Genomic DNA, 18,373 nt, shown 5'->3' with positions numbered 1-18,373 from the left:
GGGCGGGATATGATCCTGCCCATGCTGACCTGTTTCAAAACCTATGACATTCGCGGGCGCGTGGGCGTCGATCTGGACACGGGCATCGCCCGCCGGATCGGCGCGGGTTTCGCCGCCCATCTGTCGGCCCGGACCGTGGTGCTGGGACGGGATAATCGGGCGTCGTCCGGGGCCTTGGACGATGCCGTGGCCGCAGGGCTTATGGCGCAGGGGGTGGAGGTTCTGGACATCGGCCTCGGTGGGACCGAAGAGGTCTATGCCGCGACCGATCACTTCGGCGCGGATGGCGGGATCATGATCACCGCCTCGCACAACCCCATCGACTATAACGGGATGAAGATGGTGGGGGCGCGGGCGGCCCCGCTGCCCGATCTGTCGGCGATCCGCGACCTGGCGGACGCGGACCGGCCCGCGACGGGCGAAGGTGTGCGCCGTGACGTGCAGCGTCAGGCGCGCGCCGCCTATGTCGACCGTGTGGCGGGGTTTGTCGACCGCGCGTCGCTGCGGCCTTTGCACATCGTGGTCGATGCCGGGAACGGCGCGGCGGGGCCGACCTTCGACGCGTTGGCCGAGGCCCTGTCGGACACGCCGCTGACCTTCACCCGCATCCGCCACGCGCCGGACGGCACGTTTCCCCACGGCATCCCCAATCCGCTTTTGCCCGAAAACCGCCACCTGACGGCCGAGGCGGTGCGCACGCATGGGGCGGATATGGGCGTGGCTTGGGACGGGGATTTCGACCGCTGCTTTCTGTTCGATGCCCAAGGCAATTTCATCGACGGCGAATATATCGTGAGCCTTCTGGCCGAAGTGTTTCTGGCGCGCGAGCCCGGGGCCACCATCGTCCATGACCCGCGCATCCAGTGGGCGACGCAGGATGCGGTGGCGCGGGCCGGAGGGCGGGCCGTCGCCTCGCGCACGGGGCATGTGTTCTTGAAGCAGGCCCTGCGCGACATGGGTGCGGTCTATGGCGGCGAGATGTCGGCGCATCATTACTTCCGTGACTTCGCCTGCTGCGACAGCGGGATGATTCCGTGGCTGATGGTGGCCGAACTGATCTCGCGCACCGGCTCGCCTTTGGCCGATCTGGTCGCGGCGCGGCGGGCGGCGTTCCCGTCCTCGGGCGAGATCAACTTTCGGGTGGCGGAGGCCGCCGCCGCCGTCGCGCGGGTGGAGGCGGCGTTCGACGGCGCGCGGGATCGGACCGACGGCCTGTCGATGGATATGGGGACGTGGCGCTTCAACCTGCGCGCGTCCAATACCGAACCGTTGCTGCGCCTGAACGTCGAATCGCGCGGCAATGCGGGATTGGTGGCCGACAAGGTGGCGGAGATCACGCGCATCCTTTTGCCGTGACCGGGGCACGCCCCATATAAGGGGGCAACGCCATCAGCCGCAGGATCCGCAGAATGACCGAGGTGACCGTCGCCTCCTACAACATCCACAAGGGCATCGGGATCGACCGCCGCCGCGATCTGGCGCGCATCGCCAAGGTGATCGGCGAACTGGACGCCGACATCGTGGCCCTGCAGGAGGCGGATGCCCGGTTCGGCGACCGGCGGGGGCTTCTGGATCTGGAGGCGATGCGCCGCGATCTGGGCCTGCGGCGGGTGGAGGTGGAGGGCCATCCCCTTGCCCATGGCTGGCACGGCAATGTCATGCTGGTGAAGGACGGGGTGGAGGTGGCCGATGTCCACCAGATCCCCCTGCCGGGGCTGGAGCCGCGGGGGGCGGTGGTGGCCGATCTGGTCGTGCACGGGGTGGCGATGCGCGCCATCGCCACGCATATGGCGCTTTTGGGCCATTCGCGGGTGAAGCAGGTGGCGACGGTGCTGGACCGGCTGGCCGCCCTGACCGCCCGACCGACCGTGCTGATGGGCGACATGAACGAATGGCGGCGCAGCAGCCACACGCTGCGCGGCTTTTTCCCGCATTTCCCCGAAAACCGCTCCGCCCCCAGCTTTCCCGCCCCCTATCCCATCCTGCCTTTGGATCGCGTGATGCTGAGCAAGGGCGAGATCGTGTCCTTCGCGGCGCATGTCTCGCCCTTGTCGCGGCGGGCGTCGGATCACCTTCCGGTGCGCGCGCGGCTTCGCCTGCCCGCATGATCGCGGGCGGCCTGTCCGCGCTGATCTGGGGTGGGGGGACGGTGGTGCTGTTTGCGGCGCTGTCGGTGCTGACCTGGTGGTCCTATGGTCGTTGGGCGGCGCGGGCGCGGGGGCCGTATCAGGCGGCGCTGCCCTTGGGCGACACGACCGCGCTTGACCGCCGGATGGGCCCGATGACCGATGCGCATCCGGGACAAAGCGGCGTTCTGCCCCTGATCCCGAACCGGGAGGGCTTTGCCGCCCGGATCGAGGCCACGCGCGCGGCGGGGCGCAGTTTGGACGTCATGTCCTATCTCTGGTATCTGGACCAGACCGGCTGGTGGATGATCCAGGAGGTGACCAAGGCCGCCAATCGCGGGGTTCGGGTGCGCATCCTTCTGGACGATGTGAACGTGCAGGGGCTGGACCGGACGTTTCTTGCGCTGAACCAGCATCCTAATATCGAGGTGCGCCTGTTCAACCCGATCCGCAGCCGGGGCCATGTGGTGCGGCGCATGACCGAAACTTTGCTGGGGCTGGCGCGGTTCAACCGGCGGATGCATGGCAAGATGTGGATCGCGGATGGGCGGCTGGCAATCATCGGCGGACGCAACATCGGCGACACCTATTTCGGGGCGGTGGGCGAAGGGGGGCTGAACTCACGCGATCTGGATGTCGCGGTTGCGGGTCCGGCGGTGGGCCGGGCGGAGGAGGTGTTCGACGCCTTCTGGAACCTTGGCCTGTCGCTGCCCATCCTGACCCTGGTGCCGCGGGCGCAGGTGTCGAACCGGGCGTTCCGCCGACGCATTCGGCGGCATACGGCCCGAAAGGCGATCCGCGCCGATCTGCGCGCCCTGCCCGGCGATGTGTTGGCGCGTCCGTTCCGCTTTGACGGCGGGGTGGAGTTCGTGGCCGACCCGCCCGACAAGGTGTTCAAGCGCCAGAGCGATACGTGGCTGATCGACCGGCTGCCCGGTCTGCTGGATTCGGCCGAACGGCGATTTCGCATCGTCACCCCGTATTTCGTGCCGGGGCGGGCGGGTCTGGCGCAGCTGGTGGCGATGGCGGAACGTGGGGTGCAGGTGCAGATCGTCACGAACGCGCTGTGCAATGCCGACAACATGGTCGTCTATGGCGCCTATGCTCGCTATCGCCCGGCCTTGCTGCGGGCGGGGGTTGAGCTTTACGAATATGCCCCGCCGCCGCGCGGGGATGGCAAGCGCGATCTGCTGCACATGAAGCTGTTCAAGGCGGACGGGCGGGAGGCGCTGGTGGGATCGGTCAATTACGACCTGCGATCCGCCTTCCTGAACACCGAGACCGGGGTCATGATCTCGGATCCCCGCACGATGGACGATCTGGACGCGATGTTCGAAAAGCTGATCGCCCCGGAGGCCGCCTTTCGGCTGGAGCCGCATGGCCGTCGCCATCGGTTTCGCGTGGAGCGCGGGGGGCAGGTCACCTATGAAAACGCCGACCCCGGTGCGGGATCGGCGCGGCGGCTGGCGTCCTGGGTCGTGGGACGCCTGCCGATCCAGACCTATCTGTGATCAGTCGTAAAGCTTGGAGACCACGTTCGCGGCGAACGCTTGGATCAGGGCGTTGTAGATTTCGTCGCTGGACGGCTCCATCACGGTGACGTCCATGTTGGCGGGGATGTAGGGCATCGCCTGATCCATGGAGACGGTCAGGGTGTAGTTGTCGGGCGACAGCTGCGTACCGCCGCGGACATCGACGATGACCTTGCCCGACAGGGCCGAGCTGCTGACGCCGCCATTGCCCATGAAGGGGGCGGCCAGGGACACCTCGTCCACATCGACCTTGATGTTGGCATTGCCGCCGTCGCCCATTTCGGCGCGCTGTTCCAGAAGCGCCACGATGGCCGTGGTCAGATCGTCGTCCAGATTGGCGTAGCGTTGGGCCGCTTCCGGGCTTTGGATCGCGGCGAGGTCGGTTTCGACATCGACCGAATCCTTCCACGTCTGGGCGAATGCGGGAACAGCGAACAGGGCCGCAATCGCGGCGGTGGCGAGCAGTTTGCCTTGCATGACAGTCTCCAAATGAAAGGCCGCAATCGGTGCGGCGATGCGGCCATAACGTAAGGAAAAGGCGGCAGGTTCCCCCGCCGCCCTGGTTCTGCCCGGTTTTCGCGCCCCGCCTCAGGCGATCAGCGTCTCGGTGGAGGCGAAGAACATCGCCTGGCTGACGGCCGAACGAACCTGATCCTCGTGATAGGGTTTGGTGATCAGGAAGGCCGGTTCGTGCTTTTGCCCGGTCAGCAGGCGTTCGGGGAAGGCGGTGATGAAGATCACCGGCACGTCGTCGAACTGCGCCATGATGTCGTTGACCGCGTCGATGCCCGAGGAATTGTCGGCCAGCTGGATGTCCGCAAGGATCAGGTCCGGCTTTTCGCGCGAGGCGAGGGCCACGGCTTCGGTCCGGGTGCGGGCGATGCCGGTGATGGAATGGCCCATCTCCTTGACGATGGCCGAGATGTCCATCGCGATGATGGCCTCGTCCTCGATGATCATGATGCGCCCGGCGACCGCGTCGGCCATCTCGCGCTGGGCGATGTGCACCAGTTCGGACGCCTCGTTCGTGTCGATCTGCATGATCGCGCCAATTTCTTCGTGGGTGAAGCCTTCGATCGCGTGCAAAAGCAAAGCTTCGCGCGTGTTGGGCGTCAGGTGGGCCATGTGGTCCTGCGCCTTTTGCGACAGCCGGTTGTCGGCTTCGCCCAAGGGCGCGCCCGCGCTGGCCCAGACAAGGTGGAACGCGTGGAACAAAGCGACCTTTGCGTTGTTTGTCGTCTGGAAGATCGACTGGTCTTCCAGAATGGCTTCGAGGGTTGCGGCGGCAAAAGCGTCCCCGGTGGACTGGCTGCCCGTCAGCGCCCGCGCGTAACGCCGCAGATAAGGAAGGTTCGCCCCGATCACGGTCGACAGGTCAGGCGTGGCGTCCGACGGCATTGAATGTCCTCTTCAAGCTCATTTTCTCGGGAACCAAACGCGGGTGATGGCGTTTGGTTCCGAAGAATGTTGGTGCGACAGCGAAAGTAACGGGTTTTGGGGCAAATGGCAAAAGAGCGTGAAAGGCTTTCGATGACACATCAGATCGATGCCAATCTCAAGCGTGTGTATGACGAAGCTCTGGAGCAGGAGGTGCCGGATCGGTTCACCCAACTGTTGGCCCAATTGAAGGAAAAAGGGGCGCAGAAATGACGGCGGCCCAGATGCCCGCCGGGGCCCGCGATCCGCGGGAGGAGTTGCCCGACCACCTGCCGGCGTTGCGCGCCTTCGCCATCTCCCTCACCCGCAACGTGTCCTTGGCCGACGATCTGGTGCAGGACACCATCGTCAAGGCCTGGACGAATTTCGACAAGTTCACCGTGGGGACGAACCTGCGGGCGTGGCTGTTCACCATCCTGCGCAACACCTTCTATTCCGACAAGCGCAAGAACCGGCGCGAAGTGCCCGATCCCGAAGGGGCACATGCGGCCACCTTGTATGTGAAGCCCGACCATGACGGGCGCATGGCGTTCACCGAATTCAGCGCGGCCTTCGACAAGCTGACCCCCGAACACCGGGAGGTTCTGATCCTTGTCGGCGCATCCGGCTTTTCCTACGAGGATGCGGCGGGCATGATGAATGTCGCGGTCGGCACCGTCAAAAGCCGCGCCAACCGCGCGCGCGCCCGTCTGGCCGAACTCCTTAACCTGGCCGAAGGCGAGCATGTATTCTCGGACGTGGACGGAACGACGATGGCCGTCATGTCGCGATCGGGTGTGAACGCTGCATGACCACCTGGAAGGCCAAGCTGCGCTACTACTCTGGAACGCTGGGCTTTCGCCTGGCGTTTCTGCTTGCGGTGGCGCTGCTGCCGTTGGCCCTGGTGTCCGCCATTCAGTCGGCGGCGATGCTGAAGGAAACCCGCGCGCGGTCCGAGGCCGCGCTGCTGGGAGAGACGATGCGTGCGTCGGATGCCGACCTGCTGCTGGTTCAGCGGGCACGGGGTGTGACGACGGCCTTGGCAAACATGATCGCCCCGCTGCTGGACGATCCCGTGCGATGTTCGGCGGCGATGCAGGATCTGGTGGCCCGGTCCGACATCTATACCGCCGCCGGTTTCGTGGACCGTTCGGGCATCCTGACCTGCGTATCCAAAGGACAGGGATTGGATGTCAGCGGTCTTGAGGCCTTTCGGCAGGCGATGGCCGATCCGGTTCCGGTGATCCGGCTGGCGAATGAGGGGCGTATTTCCAGCCAGCCGGTGGTCGTGGTGGCCGATCCGGTGTTCGACGACGAGACACTTCTGGGATTCGTGACGGTGTCCCTGCCGCATGACAGGCTGACGGTGGAGCGGCCTCCGTCCTTGGACGGATTGCCTGCATCGGACTTCGTGACCTTCGACACGGAGGGCACGATCCTGACGTCGAATGTCGGGACGGCGGACGTGTCCCGCATCCTGCCCAAGGACCGCTCGCTCAAGGCCTTGTCCCTGTCGGGCGAGGATGTGGTGTTCACCGCCCCGTCCGAGGGCGGCGAAAATCGGTCTTTCGCCGTGATCCCGATCGTGCCCGATCTGCTTTACGCGATGGGCAGCCGGCCGGTGGACGATCAGGGCATCTGGTATATGCGGATGCTGCCCTCCGTCACCCTGCCTTTGGCGATGTGGCTGGCCTGTCTGTTCGTGGCCATCGCCGCCATCGAACGCTTGGTGACCCGCCATGTGCGCGTCCTGCGCCAGGCGATGTCGGGCTTTGCCGATGGCAAGCGGATCATCGGACGCATGGACATGGCGACGGCTCCGGTGGAATTCCAGGAACTGTCGGACACGTTCAGCCACATGACCGACACCATCCTGCACGACGAGGCGGAGATGGAGGACATGATCCACCAAAAGGAGGTTCTTCTGCGCGAGGTGCATCACCGCGTGAAGAACAACCTGCAACTGATCGCCTCGATCATGAACATGCAGATGCGCCAGGCCAAGTCGGCCGAGGCGAAGTCGCTGATGAAGGGGTTGCAGGAACGGGTTATGAGCCTCGCGACCATTCACCGCGGGCTGTATCAGACGACCGGCCTGACCGATATCCGGGCGGATGAGCTGCTGGTCGATATCACGCGGCAGGTCGTGCAGCTGGCGGCGGGGCCGGGCACCCAGATCGGGATAGACCACGCCATCGGCGAGGTTCGCCTGACGCCGGATCAGGCCGTGCCCCTGTCGCTGCTTCTGACCGAGGCCCTGGCGAATGCGGTGAAATACGCAGGGTCGACCAGCGGGCGTTCGCAAATCAGGGTCTCGCTCGACCGCGAAGGGGGCACCCATGCGGTGCTTCAGGTGCGCAACACGCTTGGCCCCATTCCGGCAACGCCCGGCACGTCGGAGGGGACGGGTCTTGGAACCCAGCTTCTGACGGCGTTTGCTCAGCAAGTGGGCGGAAGACTCGACACCGAGACGACAGAGGATATGTATACCCTTCGCGTCGTGTTCGAAGTGCGCCCCCTGAACGAAGGAGAGGCCCGCATTTCCGGCGGCGCAGCGGCGGAGACATAAGTCCGGACGGGGTCCGGCCGAAGACGGGATTACGACGTGCGAAGTGGCAGGCGAAGCTCTCCCCAGGTGTTCATCACCGGGTCGGAAGCCTTTCCGGAACTGGAACGATCCTTCCTGAACGCCCATTCCGCCATCCATGCCAGTTTTCGCATCTTCGATTTGCGCACCCGCCTGCGCTCTGCCGAAGGGCGGGCCGTGGGGGAGACGTGGTTCGACCTGATCGTCCACGTTCTGCGCGCGGGGGTGGCGTTGCATCTGACGATTGCGGATTTCGACCCCGTCGCCCGATCCGCGCTGCATCGCGGCACATGGCGCAGCCTGCGGATGCTGCACGCGGCGGCGGAGGTGGCGGGCCCGCGCGCGCGTCTGGTGGCCCGCGCGGCGATGCACCCGGCGCGCAGCGGCCTGTTGGTGCGCATCGCCTATTGGGGGGCGGCGCAGCGGCGTCTGGGGCGGGTCTGCGCCTGGCTGAACGATCTGCCCCCCGCCACGCGCGCGGCGGCCCTGCGCGACATGCCGGGGATTCGGGCGCGCCTGACTGCGGGGCCGGACGGGTCGTGGCGCCCGCGCCGCGGGCACCTGCCCTGCCTTTACCCCGCGACCCATCATCAGAAGCTGGCGGTGTTCGACGACCGCCGCCTGTATATCGGCGGCATGGATCTGGACGAACGGCGTTATGACACGCCGGAGCATGATCGCCCCGCCGCGCAGACATGGCACGATGTGCAGGTGATGATGGAAGGTCCGGTGGTGGCCGAGGCGCGGCACCATCTGGACAGCTTTCTGGCCGTGACCGAAGGGCGGGTCGCGCCCGGGCCCCAGCGTCGCCTGCTGCGCACCCTGTCACGGCGGCGGCGCATCCCCCTGTGGCATTACGGCCCGGTGACCGTGGCAAACGAATTGCGACAGGCGCATGAGGCGCTGTCGGATCGCACGACCAACCTGATCTATGCCGAGACGCAATTCTTTCGCGACCTGCGGTTGGCCCGCCATCTGGCGGGGCGGGCGCGGACCAATCCCGATCTGACGATGATCCTTGTTCTGCCCGCCGCGCCTGAGGATGTGGCGTTTGAAAACCGCTCCACCCTGGATGCGCGCTTTGGCGAGTTTCTGCAGGCGCGCGCCCTGCGCATCCTGCGGGCGGGATTCGGGGCGCGGCTGTTCATCGGGGGGGTGGCGCAGACGCGGTCCGCGCCGCGCGCCGAACCCTTGGACCGCGATCGCATGAATGGGGCGCCGGTCATCTATATCCACGCCAAGGTCTCCATCTTCGACGACGATGCGGCGATCGTGTCTTCGGCCAACCTGAACGGGCGCAGCCTGACCTGGGACAGCGAGGCGGGGGTATATCTGAACGGCCGCCGCGACGTGGGCGAGTTGCGCCGCCGTGTCATGGGGCATTGGCTGCCACGCGATGCCCCGGCCGAATTCTTTGCGCTGGACAGCGCGGTGCGCGCGTGGACCGACCTCGCCCACAGCAATCTGCACCGCGCGCCGGCCGAGCGGCGGGGGTTCATCCTGCCCTATGACCTGACCCGCGCCGAACGGTTCGGCCGCCATGCGCCGGGCGTCCCGGACGAGATGGTCTAGATCTCGGCCGAGGCCAGTTGCGCCTTGCGGGAGGTGTTGTTCAGTTGCAGAACCCACAGCAGCAGCGGGATGGCGACGATGCCCCCCACCGGACCCCACAGCCACATGCCGAAGATCAGGGAAAGAAACACCAGAAGGGGGTTCACTTCGGTATGCCGCCCGATCAGCGTGGGGGTGATGAACTGCCCCTCGGCCCCGTTGATCAGAACATAGGCGGCCACGGGCGCAAGAACGTAGGTGCCGGTGAATTCGGTCATCCCCGCCACAAGCAGCGCCACCGTCACGATCGCCGGCCCGATATAGAGAAGGTAGTTCAGGAGGAAGACGACCAGACCCCACAGCGGCGCCGCCGGCATCCCGATCACATATAAGGCCAGGGCGACCAACGCCCCTTCGGCGACGTTGATCATGGTGATGGTCAGGAAATACCGCGCCACCAGCTTTTCGGCGTGAAGGAGGCGACGGGGCAGATCGCCGCGTTCATCCGGCGGGGACATGCGCGCGGCCCAATCATAGATGTCCTTGCGCGTCAGCAGAAAGAAGAACAACACCCCGATGAACACCAGCAACTGCCCCGCGAAGGAGGGGGCGAACATCAGCGCGTCGGCCATGGTCGGGATCGCATCCTCCAGCGCGTTTTCGGAGGCGGGATCCGCCGCAGCGGCGGCCGCAGTGGGGCCGGTTTCCAGCGCCTCGCGCATACCGTCGGAAATCTGGGTGACGCCGCGAAATGTCCGATGCACCGCCTCCAGCGCATTCTGCATGTCGGCCCAAATGCGGGGTGCGGCGTCCATCAGGCGCATGACCAGGGGTTGAAGGGCGGCAATGATGCCGCCGATCACGCCCAGCGTCAGCACGAGGGAAAGAAGGGCCCCGATGACCGGGGGCATCCCCCACCGCGACACCCGTTCGGTCAAGGGGGACAGGATGACGCCCGCGACAAGGGCCAGGACAAGAGGAACCATGAAGGTCTGCGTGATCCGCAAGGCGGCGAACATGGCAAAGACCCCGAGGAAGATCAGCGCATAATGAGAAAATCGGTCAAGCCGGTCCATGAAATTCCCCTTTCGGCATCACCGGAACGCGAGCGGGAACGGGAAGTTCCGACGGAACCGCAACATCCGCCCGTCCGTTTCCGCCGAGTGAACCCATGAGAGGAGAGATCGTATGAACTGGGATCAAGTTGCTGGAAAGTGGAAGGAAATGAAGGGACAGGCCCGTCAGAAATGGGGGGACCTGACCGATGACGATCTGGACCGCGTGGCCGGAAAACGGGAAGAGATGATCGGACTGGTGCAGCAGAAATATGGCCGCACCAAGGAGGAGGCCGAGCGGGAGGTCGACGATTTCGCCAATCGTCTTTGACCCGTCCCAAATGTCAAAAGGCCCGCGATGTCGCGGGCCTTTTGTGTTTCAGCGGCGGCGCCAGTGCTTCTTGGCGTCTTTTTTCACGTCCTTGACGAAATCTTCCATCTCGTCCTCTTTCCCGCGTTTGTTGCGATAGACGGCGGTGCCGATCGCGGCCCCCAAGGCCAGCGCCACGGCGGCCGAAACCATCGGGTGATCCTCGACGATCCGTTTCGCCTCGCGGCCCCCCTTGCCCAACGCGTCCTGCGCCTTCAGTCGGGCGGCATAGGCTTCTTCGCGCGCCTGCACGATCCGTTTCTGGGCGGCGGCGGAAAAATCCTCCAGCCCTTCGGCAAAACGCTCGCGCATGTCTTCGGCCAGATCGGACAGAATCTCGGCCCGTTCGGCCATATAGTCGCGCGCGTCATCGGCGCGGTCGGACAGGCCTGCGGCGATATCGTCGCGATAGGCGCGGGCGTCTTCCTCCAGATCGTGCAGGCGGGCCGAGGCCTTGGCCCGCAGGCGGTCGATCACGTCCATCCAATCGGTGTTCTCGATCGCGTCGGCCTCGTCGCGCACCACGCGGCGCGCGCGGTCGGCGCCGCGGCCCAGCCGGCGAGCGAAGCCTTCGGCCCGCTCCTCCACCTCATCCACGCGCGAAGGGCCGCGATTGCCGCCAAGGGCCAACCACGCGAGACCCAGGCCGACCACACCCACGGCGACCGGATTGCGGCGCACGACGGATTCGGCGGTTTCGCGAACGCCACCATTGGCGCGCACGGTCTGCATCGCCTCGCGCATCAGCAGGTCGATGGTGGACCGGCTGAACAGGCTGTCGAAGATGGACCCCAGTTGCGCGCGATCGCGGTCAAGGTCGTCTTCCAGATCACGGTATGTGCGTTTACGGCTCATCTCTCATCATCTCCTTCAGGGATTCAAAATCTTGCCGCACACGGGCGGCGGTCTTGGTGGGAACGAGGTTCGACGGCTTGAGTGCCGACAGCCCGAAAAGCGCCAGCAGGACCGCGATCAGAAAGCCCGCGCCCCCCACGATCAGCGCGGCCCAGGTGTCGCCCACGCCCGCAGCGGCCAGGGCGATGACCGCTGCCCCCGCCAGCATGTTTAGTGACACGAGGACCACGACCAGCGCCACGATCAAAAGGACGGCGCCGATGATTGCCTTGCGGACGTTGCGCCCCACCTCCTCCTTGGCCATGGCCAGTTCGGTCGCGACCATGCGCGACAGAAGAAGGGCCATCCGGGACACCGGCGCGTCGGCCACACGCTCTTCATATGCGGGCCGCATGGATCAGCGCCGCAGCAGCTGCGTGATCGCGACGCCCGCCGCGACGGCCCCGGCCAGCATCAGCACCGGATGGCGACGTGCGTAATCATAGGCGCGCGCGACGGTATCGTTGCCCTGCACGTCGTCGATGATGTCATAGGCGGTGGCCTTCACGCGGTCCGCCGTGGCGCGCGCCGACTGGCGGGCATCTTCGGCAAAGGTCGTGGCGTCATCCAGAATGTCGTCGCGGAACGCCGAGGCGCGCTTGCGCGCACGGTCGGCGGTATGGGCGGCCGACCGGCTTGCATGTTCGGCGCGCATCTTGTGAAAACGTCCGTTTTTCATTTTCTTGCCCCTTTTCGTAACGGCGGGCGTGGCGCCCGTCTTGATCGTTCGTCACGAAGCCAACGGCGCCCGTGGCGCGGCGGTTCCCCCATTTGCGGCAAGTGCTTAGGAACATTTTCATCCCGTCCCTGTTCCATTTTGCACATGACCGGGCACGGATGCCGTGCCCCCCTTGATAAGAAGGAGATGTGCCCATGCTGGGCTGGACGTTGACCTACGCCTTGATTTCCCTTCTGGCCGCCGCCATCGGGTTCGGCGGGACCACGGGGGCCTTGGCCCTTGCGGGCCAGATTCTGTTCGTTGTTTTTGCGGGCCTGTTCGTGGTGACGGCCCTGTTGCGCCACAGGGCCGGCAAGCCGCTGGTCTGAAAGATTACCGGCGCGCCCCGATGGGAAAGCCGAAAGTCGCGTTGCCCGTGACGCCCGCCGGTGCGGCGGGGAACGAGCGTGACGCGGCGTTGATGGCCCGCAGGATCTGTTGATCCAGCGCGGCACTTCCTGAGGAACGGGTCAGCGCGACGCTGAGCATCTGACCGCCCGGGGTCACCACGATCTGCACATTGGCCACCCCCTGATCGCGCCCACCCCCGCGCATCTGCCGCTGGATCCGCGCGTTGATCTGCGATCCCCATTGAAGCTCCAGCCGCTGACGCTCCCCCGAGGAGAGGGCTTGCCGTGCCTGACCGGTGGCGGAGGGCGCGGCCTGTTGCGGCTGTGACGGCGCCGGAGCGCTGCTTGGACGGTCCGGTTCGCGGCGGGGTTGCTCGGTCACCCGTTCGGGACGGGGGGGCGGGCGCACGGTGGGCGGCGGCGGCGGTGGGGCGGGCGCATCGGGAAGTGCGACCTCGTCCGGCGCGGCGTCCTGCAGGGGGTCGATCTCTGCGATCTCGTCGATCGGCTGATCCTCGGCCAGATCCTCGGGCGGGGGGGTGGTGTCCTCGACAAGATCGGGCGCCTCGGGGGCCTGAAGGTCGGGCACATCGGGCGCAGGCGGGGCGACGGCCGTGGCCGCCGGGGCGGCGGCCGGGGGTTCGAGGTTGATCTCGATGGCGTTCCGCCCAAGGTCCAGGCCGTCGCGTTGGGCGTGGATCGCCCAGGCGGTGGTGGCCGCAAGCACCCCCGCGACGGTAGCGGCGGCCCCGATCCAGCCCAGACGTTCGCGGCGCCGATCCGCGCGGGTTCGTGCGGCCTGCCAGTCGCCTGAGATGGGGCCGCGATCGGTCATGGGGTCGCCCCGCCCGGCGCGCCCTCGATCCCGACCAGCGCCACCTTCAGATAGCCCGCATCGCGCAGGTGGTTCATCACCTGCATCAGGTCCCCATATGCCACGGCCTGATCGGCGCGCAGGAAGACGCGCTGGTCCTTGTCGCCGCCGGTGCGCGCGTCCAGCGTGGCCGCCAGCGTATCGGCGGGCACGGGCGCGTTGCCCAGGGTGAGGGTCAGGTCCTGCTGCACGCTCAGATAGACTGGATCCGGCGGACGCGTCTGCGGGGCGGCGTTGGAGGAGGGAAGGTCCACCGCCACATCCACCGTGGACATCGGCGCCGCCACCATGAAGATGATCAGCAAGACCAGCATCACGTCGATGAAGGGCGTGACGTTGATCTCGTGGGTTTCCTCCAGTTCGCCATCGTCGCGCGGGTTGATGCCTCCGGCCATGGTTCACTCCATACCGGGGGTGCGGGGCAGGTGGCGGAAGTCCAGATCGCGGCTGACCAGACGTTCGATGCCCGCCCCCGCATCGCCCAACGCCTGCCGATAATTGGCGATGCGGCGGGCGAAGACGTTGTAGATGACGACGGCGGGAATGGCCGCGACCAGACCGAGGGCGGTCGCCAGCAGTGCCTCGGCAATGCCGGGGGCCACGACGGCCAGGTTGGTCGTGTTGCTTTCGGCGATGCCGATGAACGCGTTCATGATGCCCCAGACCGTGCCGAACAGCCCGACGAACGGCGCGACGGAGCCGACCGTCGCCAGAAGACCCGTCCCCTTGCGCATCCGACGCGCGGCCTGCGCCTCGGTCCGCGCCAGGATCGAGGCGACCCGTTCCTTGATGCCGGTGCCGCCCGCGTGGTCGATGGCAGGGTCGGATTTGCGCGCCTCCTCCAGCGCGGCGGCGACCATGAAGCTGGCGGGATCGCGGGGGCCCGTCAGTTCCGCGGCCACCGCAGGCAGGGTGGACCCTGCGCGAATGATCCGCGAGGCGCGGGTGAGACGGGTTTTCGCGCCCGCCATCTCCACCATCTTGAAGACGAAGACGGTCCAGGTGAAGAAACACGCGGCCAGAAGCACCAGCATGACCGCCTTCACCACCCAGTCGGCCTGATTGTACATACCCATGGGCGAAAGGTCATGGGCCGGAAGGATCGGCGTTTCGACCTGCGGGGCGGGTTGTGCGGCGGGGGCGGTTGTGTCCGGGGCCTCCGGCGCGGCGGGGGCCTCGGTCGGCACGTCGGGGGCCTGTGCCATCGCAGGGGGCGTCATCACGGTCAGGGTCAGGGCGACCAGGGCAAGCGCGGTGCGAAGGGGCGTCATGGGCGGACCTTTTCTCGTCTTCATCTTCAGCGATCTAGATTTATTGAGTGAAATGGTCAAGTTTTAATCCGAGGCTGGACCGGCGCGGGTTAAAGGCGCGTTCACCATTTCGCCCCAAGGTCGGGGGATGCAGAAACAGAATCGCCCCATCATCAAACGTGTGAAGAAAAGCGGCGGCCATGCCCATCATGGCGGGGCGTGGAAGGTGGCCTATGCCGATTTCGTCACGGCGATGATGGCGTTCTTCCTGCTGATGTGGCTGCTGAACGCCACGACGGAAAAGCAGCGCAAGGGGCTGGCCGATTTCTTCAACCCGACGATCCCGATCAACCGCGTCTCGGGCGGGGGGACGGACATGTTCGGGGGGGATTCGGTCTTTTCCGAAGATCGCATGGCCCAAAGCGGTGCGGGCGCGTCGCAGATCGTCCCGACCGAGGCGCAGCGGGCGCGGGGCGAGGTGGGGCGCGGCGACATGGGGATGGAGGACGAGAAGAAGGCCCTGGACGATCTGCTTCAGGCGCGCGGCGGCGAAAGCATGACCATGGAACGCGCCCTGCGCCACGTCGTAACCCGCGTCACCGATGAGGGTCTGGTGATCGAGGTGTTCGATCTGCCTGACACCGCCCTGTTCGAGGGGGACACCGCGGTGCCCCGCGCCGTTCTGCGCGACGTGGCACGGGTTCTTGCCGACGTGTTGGCCCTGACCACGAACCGCGTGGCGGTGGCGGGGCATGTCCGCAACTATCCCCTGACGCTGATCGACAATCCCGTCTGGCCGCTGTCGGCGGACCGGGCACAGACGATGCGGCGGCTTTTGGGCGACATGGGGCTGGAGGCGGCGCGGATCACGCGCGTCGCGGGCCATGCCGACCGCCGTCCCGTGACGCAGAACCCGATGGCCATCCGCAACAACCGGGTCGAGGTGATCCTGCTTCGCCGCGACCGTTAGGGCGATGTTAAGCCAGCGCGCGGAAGGTGCGCCCTGTGCATTAGAAAGGTGCGATTCCCGATGACGATCACTTCTTCCATGAATGCCGGTGTGGCGGGCCTGAACGCGAACGCGGCGCGACTGGCCGGCATTTCGGACAACATCGCCAACGCGGGCACCTATGGCTACAAACGGGCCGAGACGGATTTCTTCCAGATGGTGAACGCGGGCAATACCGACGCCACCTATTCCGCGGGTGGGGTCCGCACCAGTTCGACGCGGATCGTGGATGAACGCGGGGCCCTGATCGGCACGTCGAACGCCACCGACATCGCGATCAACGGGCGGGGGTTCCTGCCGGTGTCGGACGACGGGCGCTCGGTCGTGCTGACGACGACCGGATCGTTCCGGCCCGACGCGACCGGCACATTGAAATCGCAATCGGGGCTGACGCTGATGGGGTGGCCCGCCGGGCCGGACGGGACCATCCCCGCCGTCGCGCGCGAATCCATGGCGGCGCTGCAACCGGTGCAGGTGAACCTGAACCAGTTCGTGTCGAACCCCACGACGCGGATGACGATGTCGGTGAACCTGCCCGCCACGGCCACCCTTCCGGGGGCGGAGGGTGAGACGTTCGCCCAGACCATCGAATATTTCGACGCGATGGGCACGTCCCGCGCGCTGACGGCCGAATTCACCCCGATCGAGGCTGCGGGGGACCGGGCGTCGAACGCCTGGGTGATGCGGTTGACGGACGATTCGGGAAACACCACCCTTGGCGCCTATCGTCTGGAATTCGACGGGAGCCAGACGGCGGGCGGCACGTTGAAATCGGTGACGCGGGTGGCCGGGGTGGGGGATCCGGCCCTGGCCGGGGCCTACAGCGCCGAGGATGGGACCATTGCCCTTCGGCTGGGCGACAACCCCGTCAGCTTCCGCATCGGCAAACCGGGCCAGTCCGACGGCATGACCCAACTCTCCGACCGCTATACCCCCAGCACGATCGAAAAGAACGGCTCGGCCATCGGCAGTCTGCAATCGGTGGAGATCGACGAGAACGGGCTGCTGCGGGCGAAATACGACCAAGGCTTCAGCCGGGTGATCTTCCAGGTGCCGGTGGTGGATGTTCCCAACCCGAACGGCCTGCAGTCGCGCGACAACCAGACCTTCGGTCTGACGGCGGCGTCGGGGGCGTTCTATCTGTGGGATGCGGGGTCCGGCCCCACCGGCACCACCCAAGGCTACATGCGCGAGGAATCGACCACCGACATCGCGCAGGAACTGACGCACCTGATCTCGACCCAGCACGCCTATTCCTCGAACGCCAAGATCATCCAGACGGTGGATCAGATGCTTCAGGAAACCACCAACCTCAAACGATAAGAGGGTGCCATGACGCTTGGTTCCGCCCTGTCGGTTGCGCGGTCCGGCCTGACGGCCAGCGCGCGGCTGGCCGACATCACCGCCCAGAATGTGGCCAATGCCCTGACCGAAGGGTATGGCCGGCGCGAGGTGACCCTGTCGGCCCGCGCCATCGGCGGGGTGGAGGTGACGGGCATCACCCGCTTTGCCGACCGCGCCCTGATCGCCGACCGGCGTATGGCGGAGGGCAGTCAGGCGGGCACCACCCTGATCGCGGACTTCTTCAAGGGGATGGAGGCGGCGGTGGGTGCCTCCGATGCGCCGGGATCGCTGTCGCAGCGCGTGTCGGCGGTGGAGACGGCGCTGATCGACGCGGCGAACCAGCCGCAATCGGCGGCGCGGTTGGATACGGCGGTGGCGGCAGGGGCGGCCTTGGCGGACAAGATGAACGACCTGCGCGCCCAGGTGCAGGACATGCGCCTGACCGCCGATCGGGGGGTGGCCGCGGCGGTGGCGGACCTGAACGCCGCCCTTGCGGGGGTGGAGGCGCTGAACGACCAGATCGCGGGCCTGTCAGGCGGCGGGCGCGACGTCTCGGCCCTTCTGGATCAGCGGCAGACGCTGGTGGATCGGATCGCGGGTGAGATTCCGGTGCGCGAACTGGTGCGCGAGGATGGGCGGATCGCCCTCTACACCTCGGTCGGGGCGGCGTTGCTGGACGGGCCGCGTTCGGTCCTGGGGTTCACGCCGGTGATGTCGATGACGGCGGACATGACGGTGGAAGGGGGGGCGCTGTCGGGGGTGACCCTGAACGGGCGACCGATGGGACCGTCCAGCCTGGGGGACGGGGCCCTGGGGGCGCGCCTGACCGTTCGTGACACCCACGGGGTGGAAGCGGCGTCCCGACTGGCGGCGATGGCGGGGGATCTGACCGACCGCCTTGGCCCGTCAGGGCTTGTGACCGAAGGGGCGGGGGGGCGGCTGGCCGTCGATCCGCGTCTGCAGGCCTCATGGCGGTTGCGCGACGGGCTGACCGCCACGGCCCCCGGGGCGCCGGGCGACGGCACCCGGCTGAATGCCGCGCTTGCGGCGTTGACCGGGGCGTCCGGCGCGGCGGCGGAGGTTCTGTCCTCCATGTCCGCGCGCCGCGTGCGGGCGGAGGAGGCGCAGGATTTCAGCACCGCCCGGTTCGACACGCTGAAAAAGGCCGAACTGGCGCAGGGCGTGGACACCGATTCCGAAATGCAGACCCTGCTGAAGGTGGAGCAGGCCTATACCGCCAACGCCCGTGTGGTCCAGACCATCGACCAGATGATGCAACGCTTGCTGGAGCTGTAAG

The 18,373-nt window shown here is 66.7% G+C and carries 21 protein-coding genes; 12 read left to right on the top strand and 9 right to left on the bottom strand.

The window, feature by feature from the left end:
• Positions 1-15 precede the first annotated feature (15 nt).
• Genes MU449_RS13015 through MU449_RS13005 form a run of 3 tightly spaced genes read left to right on the top strand, consistent with a single transcriptional unit; the run spans position 16 to position 3,637 of the window.
• A complete protein-coding gene (locus MU449_RS13015) occupies positions 16-1,356 on the top strand; it encodes a phosphohexomutase domain-containing protein (protein ID WP_244739082.1) in 1,341 nt (446 codons plus the stop codon).
• A 53-nt stretch (positions 1,357-1,409) separates the two neighbouring features.
• Positions 1,410-2,108 (top strand): endonuclease/exonuclease/phosphatase family protein, encoded by a 699-nt coding sequence (locus tag MU449_RS13010; protein WP_244738778.1) that lies wholly within the window; start codon positions 1,410-1,412, stop codon positions 2,106-2,108.
• Positions 2,105-3,637, top strand: a complete 1,533-nt coding sequence (locus MU449_RS13005) for a phospholipase D-like domain-containing protein (protein WP_244738772.1) — start codon at positions 2,105-2,107, stop codon at positions 3,635-3,637. Before MU449_RS13010 ends, MU449_RS13005 begins: the two co-directional genes overlap by 4 nt.
• On the opposite strand, the gene MU449_RS13000 is transcribed toward MU449_RS13005, so the two are convergent.
• Both MU449_RS13000 and MU449_RS12995 read right to left on the bottom strand, forming a co-directional pair.
• On the bottom strand, positions 3,638-4,135 hold the full coding sequence (locus MU449_RS13000; RefSeq protein WP_244738769.1) for a hypothetical protein: 498 nt from the start codon (positions 4,133-4,135) through the stop codon (positions 3,638-3,640).
• Positions 4,136-4,246: 111 nt separating this feature from the next.
• Positions 4,247-5,056, bottom strand: coding sequence for a response regulator (locus tag MU449_RS12995; protein WP_244738767.1), 810 nt, complete (start codon positions 5,054-5,056; stop codon positions 4,247-4,249).
• Between the two features lie 132 nt (positions 5,057-5,188).
• On the opposite strand from MU449_RS12995, the gene MU449_RS15835 reads away from it, so the two are divergent.
• The 4 genes from MU449_RS15835 to MU449_RS12980 all read left to right on the top strand — a co-directional run bounded on the left by MU449_RS15835 (position 5,189) and on the right by MU449_RS12980 (position 9,233).
• Positions 5,189-5,308 (top strand): NepR family anti-sigma factor, encoded by a 120-nt coding sequence (locus tag MU449_RS15835; RefSeq protein ID WP_280517660.1) that lies wholly within the window; start codon positions 5,189-5,191, stop codon positions 5,306-5,308.
• Positions 5,305-5,886: an RNA polymerase sigma factor gene (locus MU449_RS12990; RefSeq protein ID WP_244738764.1), complete on the top strand. Its 582-nt coding sequence runs from the start codon at positions 5,305-5,307 to the stop codon at positions 5,884-5,886. Before MU449_RS15835 ends, MU449_RS12990 begins: the two co-directional genes overlap by 4 nt.
• Positions 5,883-7,643: a sensor histidine kinase gene (locus MU449_RS12985; RefSeq protein WP_244738762.1), complete on the top strand. Its 1,761-nt coding sequence runs from the start codon at positions 5,883-5,885 to the stop codon at positions 7,641-7,643. The genes MU449_RS12990 and MU449_RS12985 overlap by 4 nt, the downstream gene beginning before the upstream one ends.
• 66 nt (positions 7,644-7,709) lie before the next feature.
• On the top strand, positions 7,710-9,233 hold the full coding sequence (locus MU449_RS12980) for a phospholipase D-like domain-containing protein (protein WP_244738760.1): 1,524 nt from the start codon (positions 7,710-7,712) through the stop codon (positions 9,231-9,233).
• Here MU449_RS12980 and MU449_RS12975 read toward each other — a convergent pair.
• Complete coding sequence (locus tag MU449_RS12975) at positions 9,230-10,288, bottom strand: AI-2E family transporter (protein WP_244738757.1); 1,059 nt, start codon at positions 10,286-10,288, stop codon at positions 9,230-9,232. The genes MU449_RS12980 and MU449_RS12975 overlap by 4 nt on opposite strands.
• A 112-nt stretch (positions 10,289-10,400) precedes the next feature.
• Between MU449_RS12975 and MU449_RS12970 the strand changes: the two genes are divergently transcribed.
• Positions 10,401-10,598 (top strand): CsbD family protein, encoded by a 198-nt coding sequence (locus MU449_RS12970; RefSeq protein ID WP_244738755.1) that lies wholly within the window; start codon positions 10,401-10,403, stop codon positions 10,596-10,598.
• Positions 10,599-10,646: 48 nt separating this feature from the next.
• Here the strand turns inward: MU449_RS12970 and MU449_RS12965 are convergent, their stop codons facing one another.
• Genes MU449_RS12965 through MU449_RS12955 form a run of 3 tightly spaced genes read right to left on the bottom strand, consistent with a single transcriptional unit; the run spans position 10,647 to position 12,210 of the window.
• Positions 10,647-11,492: a hypothetical protein gene (locus MU449_RS12965; protein ID WP_244738752.1), complete on the bottom strand. Its 846-nt coding sequence runs from the start codon at positions 11,490-11,492 to the stop codon at positions 10,647-10,649.
• The gene (locus MU449_RS12960) at positions 11,482-11,886 is read right to left on the bottom strand and encodes a phage holin family protein (protein ID WP_244738751.1); all 405 of its coding nucleotides are present in this window, start codon (positions 11,884-11,886) and stop codon (positions 11,482-11,484) included. Before MU449_RS12960 ends, MU449_RS12965 begins: the two co-directional genes overlap by 11 nt.
• Before the next feature lie 3 nt (positions 11,887-11,889).
• Entirely contained in the window at positions 11,890-12,210 is a 321-nt protein-coding gene (locus MU449_RS12955; RefSeq protein WP_244738748.1) for a hypothetical protein, read from the bottom strand.
• 194 nt (positions 12,211-12,404) lie between these two features.
• Here MU449_RS12955 and MU449_RS12950 point away from each other — a divergent pair, with 194 nt between their 5' ends.
• Positions 12,405-12,578 (top strand): DUF1328 domain-containing protein, encoded by a 174-nt coding sequence (locus MU449_RS12950; protein ID WP_244738745.1) that lies wholly within the window; start codon positions 12,405-12,407, stop codon positions 12,576-12,578.
• A 4-nt stretch (positions 12,579-12,582) separates the two neighbouring features.
• Here MU449_RS12950 and MU449_RS12945 read toward each other — a convergent pair whose 3' ends face one another.
• The 3 genes from MU449_RS12945 to exbB are packed head-to-tail and all read right to left on the bottom strand — an operon-like array spanning position 12,583 to position 14,744.
• Positions 12,583-13,434: a TonB family protein gene (locus tag MU449_RS12945; protein ID WP_244738743.1), complete on the bottom strand. Its 852-nt coding sequence runs from the start codon at positions 13,432-13,434 to the stop codon at positions 12,583-12,585.
• Positions 13,431-13,868: a TonB system transport protein ExbD gene (gene exbD / locus MU449_RS12940; protein ID WP_244738740.1), complete on the bottom strand. Its 438-nt coding sequence runs from the start codon at positions 13,866-13,868 to the stop codon at positions 13,431-13,433. The genes MU449_RS12945 and exbD overlap by 4 nt, the downstream gene beginning before the upstream one ends.
• Positions 13,869-13,871: 3 nt before the next feature.
• Entirely contained in the window at positions 13,872-14,744 is an 873-nt protein-coding gene (gene exbB / locus MU449_RS12935) for a tonB-system energizer ExbB (RefSeq protein WP_244738738.1), read from the bottom strand.
• A 127-nt stretch (positions 14,745-14,871) separates the two neighbouring features.
• On the opposite strand from exbB, the gene MU449_RS12930 reads away from it, so the two are divergent.
• From MU449_RS12930 to flgK, 3 genes are read left to right on the top strand one after another with little or no spacing between them, the layout of a single operon-like run.
• A complete protein-coding gene (locus tag MU449_RS12930) occupies positions 14,872-15,693 on the top strand; it encodes a flagellar motor protein MotB (protein ID WP_244738735.1) in 822 nt (273 codons plus the stop codon).
• A 60-nt stretch (positions 15,694-15,753) separates the two neighbouring features.
• On the top strand, positions 15,754-17,055 hold the full coding sequence (locus MU449_RS12925; protein WP_244738734.1) for a flagellar hook protein FlgE: 1,302 nt from the start codon (positions 15,754-15,756) through the stop codon (positions 17,053-17,055).
• A 9-nt stretch (positions 17,056-17,064) separates the two neighbouring features.
• Positions 17,065-18,372 carry a flagellar hook-associated protein FlgK gene (gene flgK / locus MU449_RS12920; RefSeq protein ID WP_244738732.1) on the top strand — a complete coding sequence of 436 codons (1,308 nt, stop codon included), beginning with the start codon at positions 17,065-17,067 and terminating at the stop codon, positions 18,370-18,372.
• The last annotated feature ends 1 nt before the right edge of the window (position 18,373 follow it).

It is taken from the genome of Falsirhodobacter halotolerans (assembly GCF_022899245.1).
GTDB classification, from domain to species: domain Bacteria; phylum Pseudomonadota; class Alphaproteobacteria; order Rhodobacterales; family Rhodobacteraceae; genus Falsirhodobacter; species Falsirhodobacter halotolerans.
This window is presented reverse-complemented; position numbering and strand designations above follow the sequence as displayed.

Excerpts from the sequence above, each read along its gene's own strand:
- exbB (WP_244738738.1), bottom strand. The coding sequence starts at position 14,744 with ATGACGCCCCTTCGCACCGCGCTTGCCCTGGTCGCCCTGACCCTGACC.
- MU449_RS12950 (WP_244738745.1), top strand. The coding sequence starts at position 12,405 with ATGCTGGGCTGGACGTTGACCTACGCCTTGATTTCCCTTCTGGCCGCC.
- MU449_RS13005 (WP_244738772.1), top strand. The coding sequence starts at position 2,105 with ATGATCGCGGGCGGCCTGTCCGCGCTGATCTGGGGTGGGGGGACGGTG.
- MU449_RS12990 (WP_244738764.1), top strand. The coding sequence starts at position 5,305 with ATGACGGCGGCCCAGATGCCCGCCGGGGCCCGCGATCCGCGGGAGGAG.
- MU449_RS12985 (WP_244738762.1), top strand. The coding sequence starts at position 5,883 with ATGACCACCTGGAAGGCCAAGCTGCGCTACTACTCTGGAACGCTGGGC.
- MU449_RS12975 (WP_244738757.1), bottom strand. The coding sequence starts at position 10,288 with ATGGACCGGCTTGACCGATTTTCTCATTATGCGCTGATCTTCCTCGGG.
- MU449_RS12965 (WP_244738752.1), bottom strand. The coding sequence starts at position 11,492 with ATGAGCCGTAAACGCACATACCGTGATCTGGAAGACGACCTTGACCGC.
- MU449_RS12930 (WP_244738735.1), top strand. The coding sequence starts at position 14,872 with ATGCAGAAACAGAATCGCCCCATCATCAAACGTGTGAAGAAAAGCGGC.
- MU449_RS15835 (WP_280517660.1), top strand. The coding sequence starts at position 5,189 with ATGACACATCAGATCGATGCCAATCTCAAGCGTGTGTATGACGAAGCT.
- MU449_RS12960 (WP_244738751.1), bottom strand. The coding sequence starts at position 11,886 with ATGCGGCCCGCATATGAAGAGCGTGTGGCCGACGCGCCGGTGTCCCGG.
- MU449_RS12945 (WP_244738743.1), bottom strand. The coding sequence starts at position 13,434 with ATGACCGATCGCGGCCCCATCTCAGGCGACTGGCAGGCCGCACGAACC.
- MU449_RS13000 (WP_244738769.1), bottom strand. The coding sequence starts at position 4,135 with ATGCAAGGCAAACTGCTCGCCACCGCCGCGATTGCGGCCCTGTTCGCT.
- MU449_RS13010 (WP_244738778.1), top strand. The coding sequence starts at position 1,410 with ATGACCGAGGTGACCGTCGCCTCCTACAACATCCACAAGGGCATCGGG.
- MU449_RS12995 (WP_244738767.1), bottom strand. The coding sequence starts at position 5,056 with ATGCCGTCGGACGCCACGCCTGACCTGTCGACCGTGATCGGGGCGAAC.
- MU449_RS12955 (WP_244738748.1), bottom strand. The coding sequence starts at position 12,210 with ATGAAAAACGGACGTTTTCACAAGATGCGCGCCGAACATGCAAGCCGG.
- MU449_RS12925 (WP_244738734.1), top strand. The coding sequence starts at position 15,754 with ATGACGATCACTTCTTCCATGAATGCCGGTGTGGCGGGCCTGAACGCG.
- exbD (WP_244738740.1), bottom strand. The coding sequence starts at position 13,868 with ATGGCCGGAGGCATCAACCCGCGCGACGATGGCGAACTGGAGGAAACC.
- flgK (WP_244738732.1), top strand. The coding sequence starts at position 17,065 with ATGACGCTTGGTTCCGCCCTGTCGGTTGCGCGGTCCGGCCTGACGGCC.
- MU449_RS12970 (WP_244738755.1), top strand. The coding sequence starts at position 10,401 with ATGAACTGGGATCAAGTTGCTGGAAAGTGGAAGGAAATGAAGGGACAG.